Origin of the sequence: Conyzicola nivalis, assembly GCF_040548875.1 — a bacterium.
GTDB lineage: Bacteria > Actinomycetota > Actinomycetes > Actinomycetales > Microbacteriaceae > Conyzicola > Conyzicola nivalis_A.
On sequence record NZ_JBEPSJ010000003.1, the window covers coordinates 406,038 to 419,871 of the forward strand.

14 protein-coding genes are annotated in these 13,834 nt (G+C 69.4%); 3 read left to right on the top strand and 11 right to left on the bottom strand.

All coding sequences use genetic code 11. The features are described from left to right. Positions 1–26: 26 nt before the first annotated feature. The 6 genes from hemQ to hemE are packed head-to-tail and all read right to left on the bottom strand — an operon-like array spanning position 27 to position 4,077. The gene (hemQ, locus tag ABIE21_RS14420) at positions 27–725 is read right to left on the bottom strand and encodes a hydrogen peroxide-dependent heme synthase (protein WP_354025518.1); all 699 of its coding nucleotides are present in this window, start codon (positions 723–725) and stop codon (positions 27–29) included. Between the two features lie 43 nt (positions 726–768). After that, on the bottom strand, positions 769–996 hold the full coding sequence (locus ABIE21_RS14425) for a DUF3618 domain-containing protein (RefSeq protein WP_354025519.1): 228 nt from the start codon (positions 994–996) through the stop codon (positions 769–771). 1 nt (position 997) lies between these two features. After that, positions 998–1,402 (bottom strand): phage holin family protein, encoded by a 405-nt coding sequence (locus tag ABIE21_RS14430; RefSeq protein ID WP_354025520.1) that lies wholly within the window; start codon positions 1,400–1,402, stop codon positions 998–1,000. 12 nt (positions 1,403–1,414) lie between these two features. Further along, positions 1,415–1,717, bottom strand: a complete 303-nt coding sequence (locus ABIE21_RS14435; RefSeq protein WP_354025521.1) for a YtxH domain-containing protein — start codon at positions 1,715–1,717, stop codon at positions 1,415–1,417. 45 nt (positions 1,718–1,762) lie between these two features. Continuing rightward, complete coding sequence (locus tag ABIE21_RS14440) at positions 1,763–3,025, bottom strand: protoporphyrinogen/coproporphyrinogen oxidase (RefSeq protein WP_354025522.1); 1,263 nt, start codon at positions 3,023–3,025, stop codon at positions 1,763–1,765. After that, positions 3,022–4,077: a uroporphyrinogen decarboxylase gene (gene hemE / locus ABIE21_RS14445; protein WP_354025523.1), complete on the bottom strand. Its 1,056-nt coding sequence runs from the start codon at positions 4,075–4,077 to the stop codon at positions 3,022–3,024. The genes ABIE21_RS14440 and hemE overlap by 4 nt, the downstream gene beginning before the upstream one ends. Positions 4,078–4,094: 17 nt before the next feature. Between hemE and ABIE21_RS14450 the strand changes: the two genes are divergently transcribed. Next, positions 4,095–5,354, top strand: coding sequence for a glutamyl-tRNA reductase (locus tag ABIE21_RS14450; protein WP_354025524.1), 1,260 nt, complete (start codon positions 4,095–4,097; stop codon positions 5,352–5,354). After that, positions 5,335–5,937 carry a GNAT family N-acetyltransferase gene (locus tag ABIE21_RS14455; RefSeq protein ID WP_354025525.1) on the top strand — a complete coding sequence of 201 codons (603 nt, stop codon included), beginning with the start codon at positions 5,335–5,337 and terminating at the stop codon, positions 5,935–5,937. Before ABIE21_RS14450 ends, ABIE21_RS14455 begins: the two co-directional genes overlap by 20 nt. 17 nt (positions 5,938–5,954) lie before the next feature. On the opposite strand, the gene ABIE21_RS14460 is transcribed toward ABIE21_RS14455, so the two are convergent. The 5 genes from ABIE21_RS14460 to ABIE21_RS14480 all read right to left on the bottom strand — a co-directional run bounded on the left by ABIE21_RS14460 (position 5,955) and on the right by ABIE21_RS14480 (position 12,296). Further along, on the bottom strand, positions 5,955–6,245 hold the full coding sequence (locus tag ABIE21_RS14460; protein ID WP_354025526.1) for a DUF4287 domain-containing protein: 291 nt from the start codon (positions 6,243–6,245) through the stop codon (positions 5,955–5,957). A 48-nt stretch (positions 6,246–6,293) separates the two neighbouring features. Beyond that, positions 6,294–6,485: a YbdD/YjiX family protein gene (locus ABIE21_RS14465; protein ID WP_354025527.1), complete on the bottom strand. Its 192-nt coding sequence runs from the start codon at positions 6,483–6,485 to the stop codon at positions 6,294–6,296. Further along, positions 6,485–8,734: a carbon starvation CstA family protein gene (locus tag ABIE21_RS14470; RefSeq protein WP_354025528.1), complete on the bottom strand. Its 2,250-nt coding sequence runs from the start codon at positions 8,732–8,734 to the stop codon at positions 6,485–6,487. Before ABIE21_RS14470 ends, ABIE21_RS14465 begins: the two co-directional genes overlap by 1 nt. A gap of 635 nt (positions 8,735–9,369) precedes the next feature. After that, positions 9,370–10,278: a serine hydrolase gene (locus tag ABIE21_RS14475; RefSeq protein WP_436232345.1), complete on the bottom strand. Its 909-nt coding sequence runs from the start codon at positions 10,276–10,278 to the stop codon at positions 9,370–9,372. A gap of 32 nt (positions 10,279–10,310) precedes the next feature. Further along, positions 10,311–12,296, bottom strand: a complete 1,986-nt coding sequence (locus tag ABIE21_RS14480; protein ID WP_354025530.1) for a M13 family metallopeptidase — start codon at positions 12,294–12,296, stop codon at positions 10,311–10,313. A 51-nt stretch (positions 12,297–12,347) separates the two neighbouring features. Between ABIE21_RS14480 and ABIE21_RS14485 the strand changes: the two genes are divergently transcribed. Next, a complete protein-coding gene (locus ABIE21_RS14485; RefSeq protein WP_354025531.1) occupies positions 12,348–13,652 on the top strand; it encodes an MATE family efflux transporter in 1,305 nt (434 codons plus the stop codon). Positions 13,653–13,834: the final 182 nt, after the last annotated feature.

Genomic DNA, 13,834 nt, shown 5'->3' on the forward strand with positions numbered 1-13,834 from the left:
CGACTCGAAGCCGCCATTGGTAATCGTCACGAGAGGACCTCCGCAATCTCCGCGATCTCGATGCGGCGTCCGGTGTAGAACGGGACCTCTTCGCGCACGTGGCGCCGGGCCTCGGTGTTGCGCAGGTGGCGCATGAGATCGACCAGGTCGACCAGCTCGGGCGCCTCGAGGGCGAGGATCCACTCGTAGTCGCCGAGCGCGAAGCTCGCGACCGTGTTGGCGAGGACCTGCGGGTACTGGCTGCCCTTGCGTCCGTGGTCGCCGAGCATCTTCTTGCGCTCGTCCTCGGGGAGCAGGTACCAGTCGTAGCTGCGCACGAACGGGTAGACCGTCAGCCAGGCGGCCGGTTCCTTGCCGCGCATGAACGCCGGCAGGTGGTTGTTGGTGAATTCCGCGTCGCGGTGCACGCCCATGGCATTCCAGACGGGGAGGAGCGTCGACAGCGACGCCGTGCGGCGAAGCTCGCGCAGCGCCCACTGCAGCGTCTGCGGGTTGTCGCCGTGCAGCCAGATCATCAGATCGGCGTCGGCGCGCACCGACGACACGTCGTAGAAGCCGCGCACGGTGACACCCGCGGCCTCGAGGACGGCGACGGCCGTTTCGAGACCGCCGTCGCCCGCCGGTCGGGCGGGGTCGCGGCGGAGTACCGACCAGAGGGTGTACCCCAGGGTGGTGTCTTCGGGAACTGTGGACTGGGTCTGCTGACTAGGCGAGCTGTGGCTCATACCTCTATCCTCCCCCTGTCTCGGGGGAGGCGCGAATCGAGAGTTATTCGTCGTCGCTGAAGATCGCCCAGGCTACGATTCCGACGATCGAAATCGCGACGGCCGTCGCGCCCACGATCCACGGAACCGGGTTCTCGTCGTACGACGACTTGGCCTTGTCGGCGTAGCGGTTGAACTGCTTCGGCACGTTGAGCTTGTTCTCGATCTCGTCGAGCGTGCTCTCGAGGTGAGCGCGCTGTTCGGCGATCCGGTTTTCGATGGAGTCGGTCATGCTAGTCCCGCTTTCCGATGCCCTTGATGGCATTGACGTCTTGTTTCACGCTGGCGATTGTCTCGGTGGGAACGGGCGGAGTGCCCTCTTTCAGCTGCTTGACGCCGATCAGCACCAGGATCGCGGTGATGATCAGCAGCGCCCCGCCGACGATGAGCGCGGCCAGCCAGGCGGGCAGCGCCGTCGCGATACCGAGGATGGCGGCGGTGAGCAGCACGGCGAAGGTGAAGAACCCGAAGAACGCGCCGGCTGCGACCAGTCCGATGCCGATGCCGGCGTGCTTCGCCTTCTCGACCAGCTCGGCCTTGAGCAGTTCGAGTTCACTCCGCAGGAGGTCGACGAGGTAGCCGGGAAGGTCGCCGATGAGCTTGAACAGCGACCGCTTGGGTAGATCTTTCTCGCTCATTGCCCGGCCCGCTTACTTTGTCGAGTTCGTCTTCGTCGCAGTCGGGTTGACTGCTGACTTGCGAGACGGCGACGCCGACTTCTTGCCCGATACCTGCGACGCGACCTTCTTCGCACCGGTCGCGAGCATGCCGGCTACCTCGGGGGCCTTGTCTTTGACGAAGCCCTCGGCCTCGTCGAACTGGCGCTGCACGCGCGGGTCGTTCCAGAGCTTGCCCGCCGCGCGCTTGATGTCTTCGTAACGCTCACGCCCCGCTCGAGCACCAAGTACGTAGCCGACTCCGATGCCGACGACCAAAAGGATCTTGCCTTTCATGGTTCTCTCCGTTTTCGTTCGTGAATGTTGTTCCAGCGTAGCTCGCTACTCCGAACGGCCATTAAGCACGTTGTGCGCTTGTGCGAGCGAGTGCCCAATGATATTTGCGAGGCCCGTGCCGGCGATAGCCTCTCCCACGGCGGTTATGCCGTCGGGCGCCTCCTCGGTGGCCGTGGTGCGCGACCACTGCACGCGGGCGAAGTCGAGCACGGCGTCTGGGGCGATCTCGACACCCAGGAGGGCAGCGGCATCCGCTCTCGCCGTCTCGGCCAGATTCTGGGGCTCGTCGCCGTACGACAGGCGCAGCACGTGCTTGCCATCGGCCCGCTCGGCGAGCCACGGCCACTTCGCGGTCGCGTGCGTGAGGGCGCGGGCGCGGATGCCGTCGGCCCCGTTGGCGACGAGGACCCCGGTTCCGCGCGGGGCCGCGTCGAGCGCCGGCACATCGACCACGAGTGTGGCGAGGGTCACGATCCGGGGCGGCGATCCGTCGGAGGGCAGCAGACCGGGAGCCGCGACGACGATGTGTCCGCCGAGGACGTCGTCGTCGATGGTCACGCTTCCCACGGTGACGGCGCTCGCGCGGGTGTTCAGGCGCACGTCAGCGCCGAAGCGCTGCAGGTCGGCGACGAGTTCGTCGACGATGCGGGCGACCCCGCCGCGGATTCCGGCCACCGCGCTGCCGGCGGGGGCGGCGACGCGCAGCGAGCGTACGGCCCGGGCGAGGGAGCCCTCGCGGCGTAGGGCCGCGCGTAGGTGCGGTGCAACCCGGTCGAGTTCGAGGTCGTCGGGCGAGGCGGAGTGCACGCCGTGCACCACCGGTGCGACGAGCTTGTCGAGCACGTCGTCGCCCATGCGCCGGCGCACCAGCTCGCCCAGCGTGGCCGACTTGGCGCCCGCCGTGCCCGGGAGCATCGCGTCGCGGGCGAACGCGCGCAGGGCCGCGCTGGTCCCGAGCACCGCGATCACGTCTTCGGCGACGGGCGATCCCGGGATGCCGAGCAGGCTCGTCGCCGGCAGCGGAACGGCGGGGCCTGCGGCGGGCTGCAGCCACGCGCCCGCAGGGTTCGGCAGCACGATCTCGTCGCCGAGACCGAGGTCGCGCACGAGCGCCTCGACGGTTCCGCCGCGGGTCGCGAAGCTCTCTGCGCCCGAGTCGAGGCTGATCCCGCCGACCACGTGGCGGGAGACGTTGCCGCCGAGCCGGTCGGACGCCTCGAGCACGATGACGCTGAATCCATCGATCAGCAGCGTGCGGGCGATCACGAGCCCCGCGATGCCGCCGCCGACGACTACGACATCGCTCATCCGGCGTGGACCTGCTCCACGATGCGGGTGAGCACGTCGGGGTCGGTCTCCGGGGGAACGCCGTGGCCCAGGTTGAGCACGTGCGCGGGGGCGACCCGTCCGCGGTCGATAACGTCGTTGACGTGCGCCTCGAGGATGTGCGCCGGGGCACCGAGCAGCGCGGGGTCGAGGTTGCCCTGGAGGGGCACCGTCCCGCCCAGTCGGCGGTTGGCCTCGTCGAGCGGGATGCGCCAGTCGACGCCCATCGCGTCGGCGCCGATGTCGCGCATCGCCGCGAGCACCTCGCCGCTGCCGACCCCGAAGTGCACCTTGGGCACGTCGTATCCGCGCAGGTGGGAGAGCGCGCGCTTGGAGTGCGGCGCGACCCGGCGCACGTACTGCTGCTCGCTGAGCGAGCCGACCCAGGAGTCGAAGAGCTGGACGGCGGACGCCCCGGCGAGCACCTGCGCCTCGAGGAAGGCACCGCTCACGTCGGCGCACCAGTTGAGCAGTGTCGCCCAGGCGTGCGGCTCGCTGTACATCATGGTGCGGGCGCGCAACTGGTCTTTCGAGGGGCCGCCCTCGACGAGGTAGGAGGCGAGGGTGAACGGGGCGCCGGCGAAGCCGATGAGCGGGGTGGAGCCGAGCTCGGCGACGGTGCGCGCCACGCCCTCGATGATCGGCGCGAGAGCGGCCGGGTCGAGAGGGCGCAGAGCCGCGACATCCGCGACGCTCCTGATCGGGTTGGCCAGCACGGGGCCGCGACCCGGCACGATCTCGACGTCGACACCTGCGAGTTTGATGGGAATCACGATGTCGCTGAAGAAGATCGCGGCGTCGACGCCGTGACGGCGCACCGGCTGGAGCGTGATCTCGCTCGACAGCTCGGGAGTGAGGCAGGCGTCGAGCATCGCGTGTCCGACGCGGAGTTCCCGGTATTCCGGCAGCGATCGGCCCGCCTGGCGCATGAACCACACGGGCGGGGTGGCCTGGCGTTCCCCGCGGTACGCGCGAATCAGCGGAGCATCGGCCGTGCGGCCGTCGACGAGGGGATGGTTATCTGGCAGGGTCACGGAGTTAACATTAGATTGTGCTTCTCTGCCTGACCGCTAACCATCAGAATGCCAGCTTCGATCTGCTCGAGAAGCTGTCCATCGGCGCGCCCGCCGCCGCGTCGAGCCTGGTCAGCGGCAGTGCGTTCGTCACCGGCGCCGTCGTGCTCGCCACCTGCAACCGGTTCGAGGCCTATCTCGACATCGACGAGCCGCTCACCGGAGCGACCGCCGTGGCGGTGCAGTCGACCATCGACGCCATGAGCTACGCGAGCGGGGTGCTGCCCGACGAGCTGCGCCGCTCGGTGAAGGTCATCACGGGCGACGCCGTGGCCGGCCACCTGTTCTCGGTGACCGCCGGGCTCGAGTCGGTCGTCGTCGGCGAAGACGAGATCTCCGGGCAGGTGGGGCGCGCGCTCGAGGCGGCCCGTGCGTCGGGCACCGCGTCGTCGACGCTCGACACCCTCTTCCAGAACGCTGCACGCACCTCGCGCGACGTCAAGAACCACACCTCGCTCGGCGGGGCAGGCCGATCGCTCGTGCGCCTCGCTCTCGAGCTCGCATCGAGCCGCGTGACCGACTGGTCGCAGACCCGCGTGCTGCTCGTCGGCACCGGCCAGTACGCCGCGACGACCCTCGCCGCCCTTCGCGACCGCGGCGCCGTCGACGTGCGCGTCTTCTCGCCGAGCGGGCGCGCCGCGAAGTTCGCGGCGAAGTACGGCATCGCCTTCGAGACCTCGCTCCCCTCGGCCATCGCGGCCTCGGACGTCGTGGTCACCTGTACCTCGACGATGGCCGTGTCGACGACAGACGTCACCGACGACACCCGCCGTCTCGTCATCGACCTGGGCCTCCCCCGCAACGTCGACCCCGCCGTCGCCCTGATGCCCGGCGTGGAGCTGCTCGACCTCGACCTCATCAGCAAGCACGCCCCGGTCGAGGCGCTCACCGCCGCCACAGACGCCCGCGCCCTCATCGGCGACGCCGCCGCCTCGTTCACCTCCGCCGCGACCGTGGAACCGGCGATCGTGGCCTTCCGCTCGCACATCTTCGACCTGCTCGACGGCGAGATCGAGCGCGTCGAGCGCCGATCCGGCGACAGCACCGAGACCGTGGCCGCGCTGCGTCACCTCGCCGGCGTGCTGCTGCACGGCCCGTCGGTGCGCGCTCGCGAGCTGGCCCGCGAGGGTCGTGCCGACGAGTTCGCGGCGGCGCTCGACGCCCTCTATGGCGTGGGCCCCGGCGCCGCGACCGTGCGCCCTCTGCTCGCCGCCGAGGATGACGAACTCGCCGGCTGAGCCGCGGCCGGTCGCCTACCGGTTGGAGTCGCCGATCTCGACGTCGCGTCTCGTTCTGCGCCCGTACGCCGTCGCCGACATCGACGACTACCTCGCCTACTACTCCCGCGACGACGTCACGCGGTTCCTGCTGCACGGTCCGATCACGCGGCAGGAGGCCGAGAAACGGCTGCGATCCCGCGAGACGGCGACGGGTCTGAACGTAGACGGCGACCTGCTCGTGCTCGCGATCGAACTGCGGGAGACGGCGGATGCCCCGGCGAGGGTCGTCGGCGATGTCGACATGCAGCTCAAGAGCGCGGTGAACGGCCAGGCCACGATCGGCTGGGCGCTCCACCCCGATGTTCATGGTCTGGGATACGCCGCGGAGGCCGCCTCGGCCCTGCTGGATCTCGCGTTCACGGAGGCGGGGGTGCACCGCGTGTACGCCGAGCTGGACCCACGCAACGAGGCATCCGCCGCCCTGTGCCGCCGCCTCGGGATGCGCCACGAGGCGCACTTCGTCGACGAGCTGTTCTTCAAGGGCGCCTGGGGCGACACCGACATCTACGCCATCCTCGACAGCGAGTGGCCTCGCGGCTGAGTCGCAACGGGCGGCCGCTACGCCGGCTTGCTCGCCTTGCCATCGAGCCACAGCGTGTCGGAGTCGTCGCGATGCACACCGGTCGTGCCGACGTGCTTGGCGTCGATCTGGTCGCCCTTCTTGATGACGTGCACCAGCGCCATCCCGTGCCCGCGACCGAGCCCGTAGTCGGCTTTGAGCCACTCGAGGATCTCGCCGGCCTTCACGTCGTCGCCGGCGAGCCCCCTCTTCTCGGCGATCTCGACGAGCTGCCGCGGGGTGAGCCCCGTCTTGTCTTCGATGGTGTCGAGATAGGCCTGGAATGACACGTCGATCGCCTTTCGTCGGTTTGCCGCCTACTCAACCAGCGATTCCGCTCAGCAGCAACGCCCCTGGGGGCTCGTGTCCTGGCGGTCGGTCCTGTCGCGCCAGAACTCGCGCTCGGTCATCACCGGCACCGCACCGCCGTGCTCCCCCTGCACGTGCGCGAGGTACTTGTCGTAGGCGTCCTCCCCCATGAGCCCGCGAACGTACCAGCGCACTCCCCGCGCGAGGTCGACGACGCCCATCAGTGGCCACCCCTCCTCGGTTTTGCGGGCAGCGCGTCCCACTGCTCCTGGATCTCCTTCTCCGCCGGCGTCGCCATGAGCGAGGCGGGGGCGAAGATCTTCGACGGCACGGCCGCGTCTTCGCTGCTGTCGTCGGCTCCGCGACGGGCGGCCTTGATCGTGGCGACGATCGCCGTGATGATCACGATGATCGCGAGGGTGACGAAGAGGATCGACAGGATGCCCTGCACCATGGTGTTGCGCACGACGGCGTTCATCGCCTCGACGGTCGGGGCGGTGCCGAAGCTCGTCTCGCCGTCGGCGAGCGCCTGTCGGAACGCGGCGTTCTGGGCGAAGTACCCGATGGCCGGGACCGGCGAGAAGATCTTCAGGAACGAGGCCGAGATCGTGACGACCGACGCGAACGCTAGGGGCAGCGCCACGATCCAGCGGTACCTGAAGTAGCCGCGCTTCGCGATGATCGCCAGGCAGACGGCGAGGGCGATCGCCGCGAGCAGCTGGTTGGCGATGCCGAAGAGCGGGAAGAGGGTGTTGATCCCGCCGAGCGGGTCTGTGACCCCCATCAGCAGGATGGCTCCCCATGCCGCCACCATGATCGCCGTGGCGATCCAGGCGCCCACCCGCCACGAGGTGTTCTTGAACTTCGGGATGACGTTGCCGATCGAGTCCTGCAGCATAAAGCGGGCGACGCGGGTTCCGGCGTCGACGGCGGTGAGGATGAACAGCGCCTCGAACATGATGGCGAAGTGGTACCAGAAGGCCATGAGCCCGCTGCCGCCGATGAGCTGCTGCATGATGTTGGCGAGGCCGACCGCGAGGGTCGGCGCCCCGCCGGTGCGCGAGACGATCGACTCCTCGCCCACGTCGTTCGCGGTCTGCTCGAGCATCTCCGGCGTGAGGTTCACGCCCTGCAGGCCGAGGCCGTTGACGAAGGCCACTGCGCCCTCGATCGTGCCGCCGGTCGCCGCCGCCGAGGCGTTCATTGCGAAGTAGATGCCGCGGTCGATCGACAGCGCGGCGACGAGGGCCATGATGGCCACGAACGACTCCATCAGCATTCCGCCGTAGCCGATGAAGCGGGTCTGCCGCTCCTTCTCGATGAGCTTCGGGGTGGTTCCGGATGCGATGAGCGCGTGGAACCCGGAGAGAGCGCCACAGGCGATGGTGACGAACAGGAAGGGGAAGAGCGTGCCGCTGACCACGGGGCCGGTGCCGGTGGTCGCGAACTCGCTGACCGCCGGCGCGAAGATCTCGGGGCGCACGATGATGATCGCGAGGGCGAGCATGAGGATCGTGCCGATCTTCATAAACGTGGAGAGGTAGTCACGCGGGGCGAGCAGCAGCCACACCGGCAGCACCGCGGCGACGAAACCGTAGACGATGATGCCGATGGCCAGCGGCACCTTGTCGATCGTGAACAGCGCCACGCCCCAGTCGGTCTCGGCGACGGCCCCGCCCGCGATGATCGCGGCGAGCAGCAGCACGAAGCCGATGATCGACACCTCGGTGACCTTGCCCGGGCGCAGGAAGCGCAGGTAGCAGCCCATGAAGAGCGCGATCGGGATGGTCATCGCGACCGAGAAGACTCCCCACGGGCTCTCGGCGAGCGCGTTCACCACCACGAGGGCGAGGATCGCGACGATGATGACCATGATCGTCAGGGTGGCGATGATGGCTGCCGTCCCGCCGACACGGCCGAGCTCGTCCCTGGCCATCTGGCCGAGCGAACGCCCGCCCCGGCGCATCGAGAAGAACATCACCAGGTAGTCCTGCACGGCACCGGCGAGCACGACGCCGACGATGATCCAGATGGTGCCCGGCAGGTATCCCATCTGCGCCGCCAGCACGGGGCCGACCAGCGGGCCGGCTCCCGCGATGGCCGCGAAGTGGTGGCCGTAGAGCACCCGGCGGTCGGTGACCGCGTAGTCCTTTCCGTCTGCCTTGTACTCCGCCGGGGTCGCTCGGGTGTCGTCGGGCTTGACGAGGTGCTTCTCGATGTACTTCGAGTAGAACCGGTAGCCGATGAAGTAGGTGCAGACCGCCGCGAAGACGAACCAGATGGCGTTGACGGTCTCGCCGCGCACCACGGCCAGGATGACCCAGCTCACCCCGCCGAGGAGGGCGATCGCGACCCAGATCGCGATCTTCAGCGGGGTCCATCTGCGCTCTTCGGCCTCGAGCACCTGCGGGTCTACCGCGACGGGCGGATGCTTCGGATCGGTGCGCTCGGTCGACGACGTGTTTGACATGCTTCTCCCCATTGAGACCACGAACTGAACTGTCGTCACCACGCTAACACGAGCGTGGCCCCCATTCGGGGGCGCGCCGGAGGCATGGGAATCGCGCCAGCGAATCCGCGACACCAGTGCCGACCGAGCCTGCGTAGGAGGCGGGCACACCTCGTCACTCGCGACCCTCCCAGCCCGGGCCGCGGCCGCGCGATCTGCGCCATTTGGGGCGGTTTGGTCGAGAAACAGCCCTACACGACGCAGGTCAGAGCGCTGAGGCGGCAGATTGCGTCGGCAGGGAGCGGGCGGATGGGCGGATGGGAGCAGGCGGGGCGGATGGCGGATAGGAGCAGGCGGGGCGGATAGGCGAATGGGAGAAGGCGGGGCGGATGGGCGGATGGGAGCAGGCGGGGCGGATGGCGGATAGGAGCAGGCGGGGCGGATGGCGCGCCGCAGCCGGGCCTGCCAAGGACCCCTTCGGCGCGCCGCAGCCGGGCTTGCGGGAGACCCGTCTGGCCCGCCGGAGACCTGACTGGCCGCTAGTGGCTGAAACTCGACCCGACATGCGGCCGCAACTGGCCACCTAGCGCATCGATGGCACCGAGCGCCCGGCGCCGAGCCGCCGGAACCTGCAGCGGTAGAGCCCGCGAACGTGGCTAGTGCACGTAGTCGAGCAGCTCCTGGCCCACCGTGCGCATCGTGTCGACCACGCTCAGCCGGCGTGCGAGGGAGTCGTCGGTGAAGTGCACCGAGACGGCGTACGAGACGGCCGCGCGCCGCCCGCGCAGGGCTCCGGCCTCTGACCGCACCCCGACATCCGTGCCCGTCTTGTTGATCAGCAGTGTGGCGTGGTCGGGGCTGCGGTGCGAGAGCGGGTCGAGTCCGAACGCGCTGGCGACGAGCGAGAGATCGCTGTTGAGCGACAGCCACCCCATGACGCGCTGGCTCGTGACGGCGTCGACGACCTCCTCGCGGGCGAGCATCCCGAAGAGCTTCGCGAGCTCGGCGGTCGACCCGACAGAGAGCTGCGGCGCGTCGTCGGGACCGCGGGTGTCGCGGGCGAAGTCGAGCAGCGCCGTGCGCGTCAGGCCGAGCGACTCGGTTCGCGCGCGCACCGCGTCGAGGCCGACCCGGTTGAGCAGCAGGTTCATGGCGAGGTTGTCGCTCGACGAGCCGACGAGCATGGCCAGGTCGGCGACCGGCAGGGCCGGCGCCTGCATGTGCTGCCAGACCCCGGCCTGGCCGACGAGACCGAGCGGGGGCTTGTCGAGGATGCCGTAGCCGGAGTCGTCACGCGCGGTGAGCCGCGCCGACACCTCGATGAGCAGCAGCACCTTGCCGATGCTGGCTGTGGGCAGCACGATGCGGTCGTCGATCGCGACGAGAGTGGCTCCCGACGAGAGGTCGAGCACGTTCGCGGAGACCTGTGCGCCCTCGTAGGCCAGCCGGCCGAGCGCCCGGAACGACGCGGCGAATTTCGGCATCCGCACGTCGCTGGCATGCCTGCCCGGCGTGGCGGCTCGCAGCCGGTCCGTGCGTTCTCTGATTCTGGCTACTTGCGCCACCGATGGCCTCTACCGTGCGCTCGCTTGCGAGGTCACCAGATGGTGACTCTTTCGGTCGGGTCAAGCCAGAGCGCGTCTGCGGGCGTGACTCCGAAAGTTGTGTAGAAGTCGTCAATGTTACGCACGATCTGGTTGCAGCGGAACTCATTCGGAGAATGAGGATCTATTGCGATGAGCCGGATGACCTCCTCGTCGCGGGCCTTGATCTGCCAGGCCTGCGCCCAGGAGAGGAAGAAGCGCTCGGCACCGGTCAGCCCATCGATCACGGGCGGTTCCTCGCCGTCGAGCGAGATCAGGTAGGCCTTCCACGCGATGCTGAGCCCGCCGAGGTCGCCGATGTTCTCGCCGATCGTGAGCGATCCGTTCACCTTGTGCTCGGGGGTCTGGGCCGGCGCGAGCGCGTCGTACTGGGCGATGAGCGACGCGGTGCGCTGCTCGAAGGCGGCCTTGTCTGCCTCGGTCCACCAGTCGGTGAGCTTGCCGTCGCCGTCGTACTTGGAGCCCTGGTCGTCGAACCCGTGGCCGATCTCGTGGCCGATGACGGCGCCGATCGCTCCGTAGTTGGCGGCCGCGTCACGCTTCTCGTCGAAGAACGGATACTGCAGGATGGCGGCGGGGAACACGATCTCGTTGAACCCGGGGTTGTAGTAGGCGTTGATGGTCTGCGGCGTCATGAACCACTCGTCGCGGTCGAGCGGCTTGCCGATCTTGCCCAGCTCGCGCTGGAACTCGAACTCGTTCGCGGCGCGCACGTTGCCGAGCAGGTCGTCGGCCGAGACCTCGAGGGCCGAGTAGTCGCGCCACTTGACCGGGTAGCCGATCTTCGGCGTGAACTTCTCCAGCTTCTCGATGGCGCGGGCGCGGGTCTCGGCGCCCATCCAGTCGAGGCTCGTAATGCTCTGCCGGTAGGCCTCGACCAGGTTCGCGACGAGCACGTCCATGCTGGCCTTGGCCTCTTCGGGGAAGTGGCGCTCCACGTAGATGCGGCCGACGGCCTCGCCGAGCGCTCCCTCCACGAGCGAGACGCCGCGCTTCCACCGGGCGCGCAGCTCGGGGGTGCCCGAGAGGGTCTTGCCGTAGAAGTCGAAATTGGCCTCGACGAACTCGGTGCTCAGGTAGGCGGCGTTCGAGCGGATGACCTGCCAGGCCAGCCAGTCGACCCAGCTCTGCAGGCGGTCGGGGGCGAGCAGGTCGGCGAGTCCCGACACGAAGCTGGGCTGGCGCACGACGACGGTGTCGAAGGAGCCGGCCGGCACGTCGAGCCCGGCCTTCCAGATGTCGAAGTCTGCACCGTCGACAACGTCGGCGACGGAGGCGAGCGCGCGCGCCTCGACCCACGGCATCGGGTTGTACGTGGCCTCGCTGTCGCGGTTCTTCACGTTGTCCCAGTGATGGCCGGCGAGGTCGGTCTCGAGCGCGAAGATGCGGGCGGCTGCCGCCGCGGCGTCCGGGCGGCCGCCGAGCGTCAGCATCCGCTCGATGAACGCGATGTAGGCGGTGCGGATCGAGGCGAACTTCTCCTCGCGGTAGTACGACTCGTCGGGCAGCCCGATGCCGCCCTGCTCGAGGAAGACGAGGTAGCGCTCGGGGTCGCCCGGGTCGTTGTCGACGAAGACCTGAACGAAGCCGCTCGAACCGAGGCGCTCGAGGCGTCCGAGGGTGTCGAGCAGGCTCGGGATGGAGTCGACGCGGTCGACCTCGGCGAGCAGGGGCTTCAGCGGCTCGGCCCCGAGCGCCTCGATGCGCGCCTCGTCGAGAAAGCTCGCGTAGAGGTCGCCGAACTTGCGCTCCTCGGTGCCGGGCTCCGCCGACTGCGCCTCGACGATGATGTCGCGCACCGCCTTCTCGGCCTCTTCGGCGAGAACGTGGAACGAGCCGTAGCGCGACTTGTCGCTCGGGATCTCGGTACGGTCGATCCACTTGCCGTTGACGTGGCGGAACAGATCGTCTTGCGGACGCACCGAGGCGTCGAGCTCTTCGATCAGGATTCCGGCGGGGAGGATGTTGTCGACGCTCATTGCTCCAGCCTATTGCGCGCCGCGCTCGTCGGCTGAGTGCAGACTTGAACCGTGACCAGAGCCCTCGATCGAGACATCCGTCGGCTCGCGCTCCCCGCGCTCGGGGCGCTCGTCGCCGAACCGCTCTTCCTGCTCACCGACACCGCGCTCGTCGGCCATCTGGGCGCCGTGCCGCTCGCCGGCCTCGGGATCGCGAGCGTCGTCATCCAGACCGTCGTCGGTCTGCTGGTGTTCCTCGCCTACGCGACCACGCCGCTCGTCGCCCGCCGCCTCGGCGCCGGCGACCCGACGGGCGCGGTGCGCGCCGGCATCGACGGGGTCTGGCTGTCGATCGCCGTCGGCGCGGTGCTGCTGGCGGTCGGAGTTCCGTCGAGCGCCTGGGTCGTCGGCCTCTTCGGTGCCAGCCCCGAGGTCGCCCAGGCGGCGAACACCTACCTCGCGATCGCGCTCTGGGGGCTGCCGGCCCTGCTGATGACGCTCGCCGCGAGCGGCCTGCTGCGCGGACTGCAGGACACGCGCACCCCGCTCGTGGTCGCCGGCGCGGGCTTCGCCACGAACGCCGCGCTCAACGCGCTGTTCATCTACGGCTTCGGCTGGGGCATCGCAGGCTCGGCGGCGGGAACCGTCGTCGCCAGCTGGGGAATGGCGGCCGCGTACCTGGTGATCATCGTGCGGGCCGCGGTGCGCTCGGGAGCCCGCCTCTCGCCGCACGTGTCGGGAGTCGGATCGGCGCTGCGCAGCGGGGGCTGGCTGCTCGTGCGCACCGCCTCGCTGCGGGTCGCCATGCTCGCGACCGTCTTCGTCGCGACCGGTTTCGGCACGAGCGAGCTCGCCACGGTGCAGGTCGCGCTCACGATCTTCTCCACGCTCGCATTCGTGCTCGACGCACTGGCGATCGCGGGACAGGCGATGATCGGGCACGGGCTGGGCGCATCCGACGTGCCCCGCGTGCGGGCGATCACCCGTCGCCTGCTGCAGTTCGGGGTGGGCGGCGGCGCCCTGCTCGGCCTGGCCATCGCGGCCCTCTCGGCCGTGCTGCCCTTCGTCTTCACGACGGATGTCTCGGTCACGGGCCCTCTCACGACGGTGTTGCTCGTGATGGCGGTGGGCATCCCGGTCGCGGGCTACGTCTTCGTGCTCGACGGCGTGCTGATCGGCGCAGGGGACGCGCGCTACCTCGCGCTCACCGGCATCGTGAACCTCGCGGTGTACCTGCCGCTGCTCTGGCTCGCCGGCGGAACCGACTCGACCGGCTGGCTGTGGGCGGCGTTCGGCCTCGGCTACATCGGGGCGCGCGCCGTGACTCTGGGGCTGCGTGCCTGCGGGTCGGGATGGATCGTGACCGGGACGCGGTAGCGCAGAGCCGAGGGGCAAGGTTTCGACCCTCAAGCCCCGGTTCGACGTCGAAAGCTTGCCCCGCTCGTCGCAGGCCCAAGGCGGCCCGAGCCGAGGGGCAAGGTTTCGACCCTCAAGCCCCGGTTCGACGTCGAAAGCTTGCCCCGCTCGTCGCAGGCCCAAGGCGGCCCGAGCCGAGGGGC

Coding starts and splice junctions, on each gene's coding strand:
- hemQ (WP_354025518.1), bottom strand. CDS start 725: ATGAGCCACAGCTCGCCTAGTCAGCAGACCCAGTCCACAGTTCCCGAA.
- ABIE21_RS14465 (WP_354025527.1), bottom strand. CDS start 6,485: ATGGGCGTCGTCGACCTCGCGCGGGGAGTGCGCTGGTACGTTCGCGGG.
- ABIE21_RS14440 (WP_354025522.1), bottom strand. CDS start 3,025: ATGAGCGATGTCGTAGTCGTCGGCGGCGGCATCGCGGGGCTCGTGATC.
- ABIE21_RS14430 (WP_354025520.1), bottom strand. CDS start 1,402: ATGAGCGAGAAAGATCTACCCAAGCGGTCGCTGTTCAAGCTCATCGGC.
- ABIE21_RS14455 (WP_354025525.1), top strand. CDS start 5,335: ATGACGAACTCGCCGGCTGAGCCGCGGCCGGTCGCCTACCGGTTGGAG.
- ABIE21_RS14425 (WP_354025519.1), bottom strand. CDS start 996: ATGACCGACTCCATCGAAAACCGGATCGCCGAACAGCGCGCTCACCTC.
- ABIE21_RS14480 (WP_354025530.1), bottom strand. CDS start 12,296: ATGAGCGTCGACAACATCCTCCCCGCCGGAATCCTGATCGAAGAGCTC.
- ABIE21_RS14435 (WP_354025521.1), bottom strand. CDS start 1,717: ATGAAAGGCAAGATCCTTTTGGTCGTCGGCATCGGAGTCGGCTACGTA.
- ABIE21_RS14470 (WP_354025528.1), bottom strand. CDS start 8,734: ATGTCAAACACGTCGTCGACCGAGCGCACCGATCCGAAGCATCCGCCC.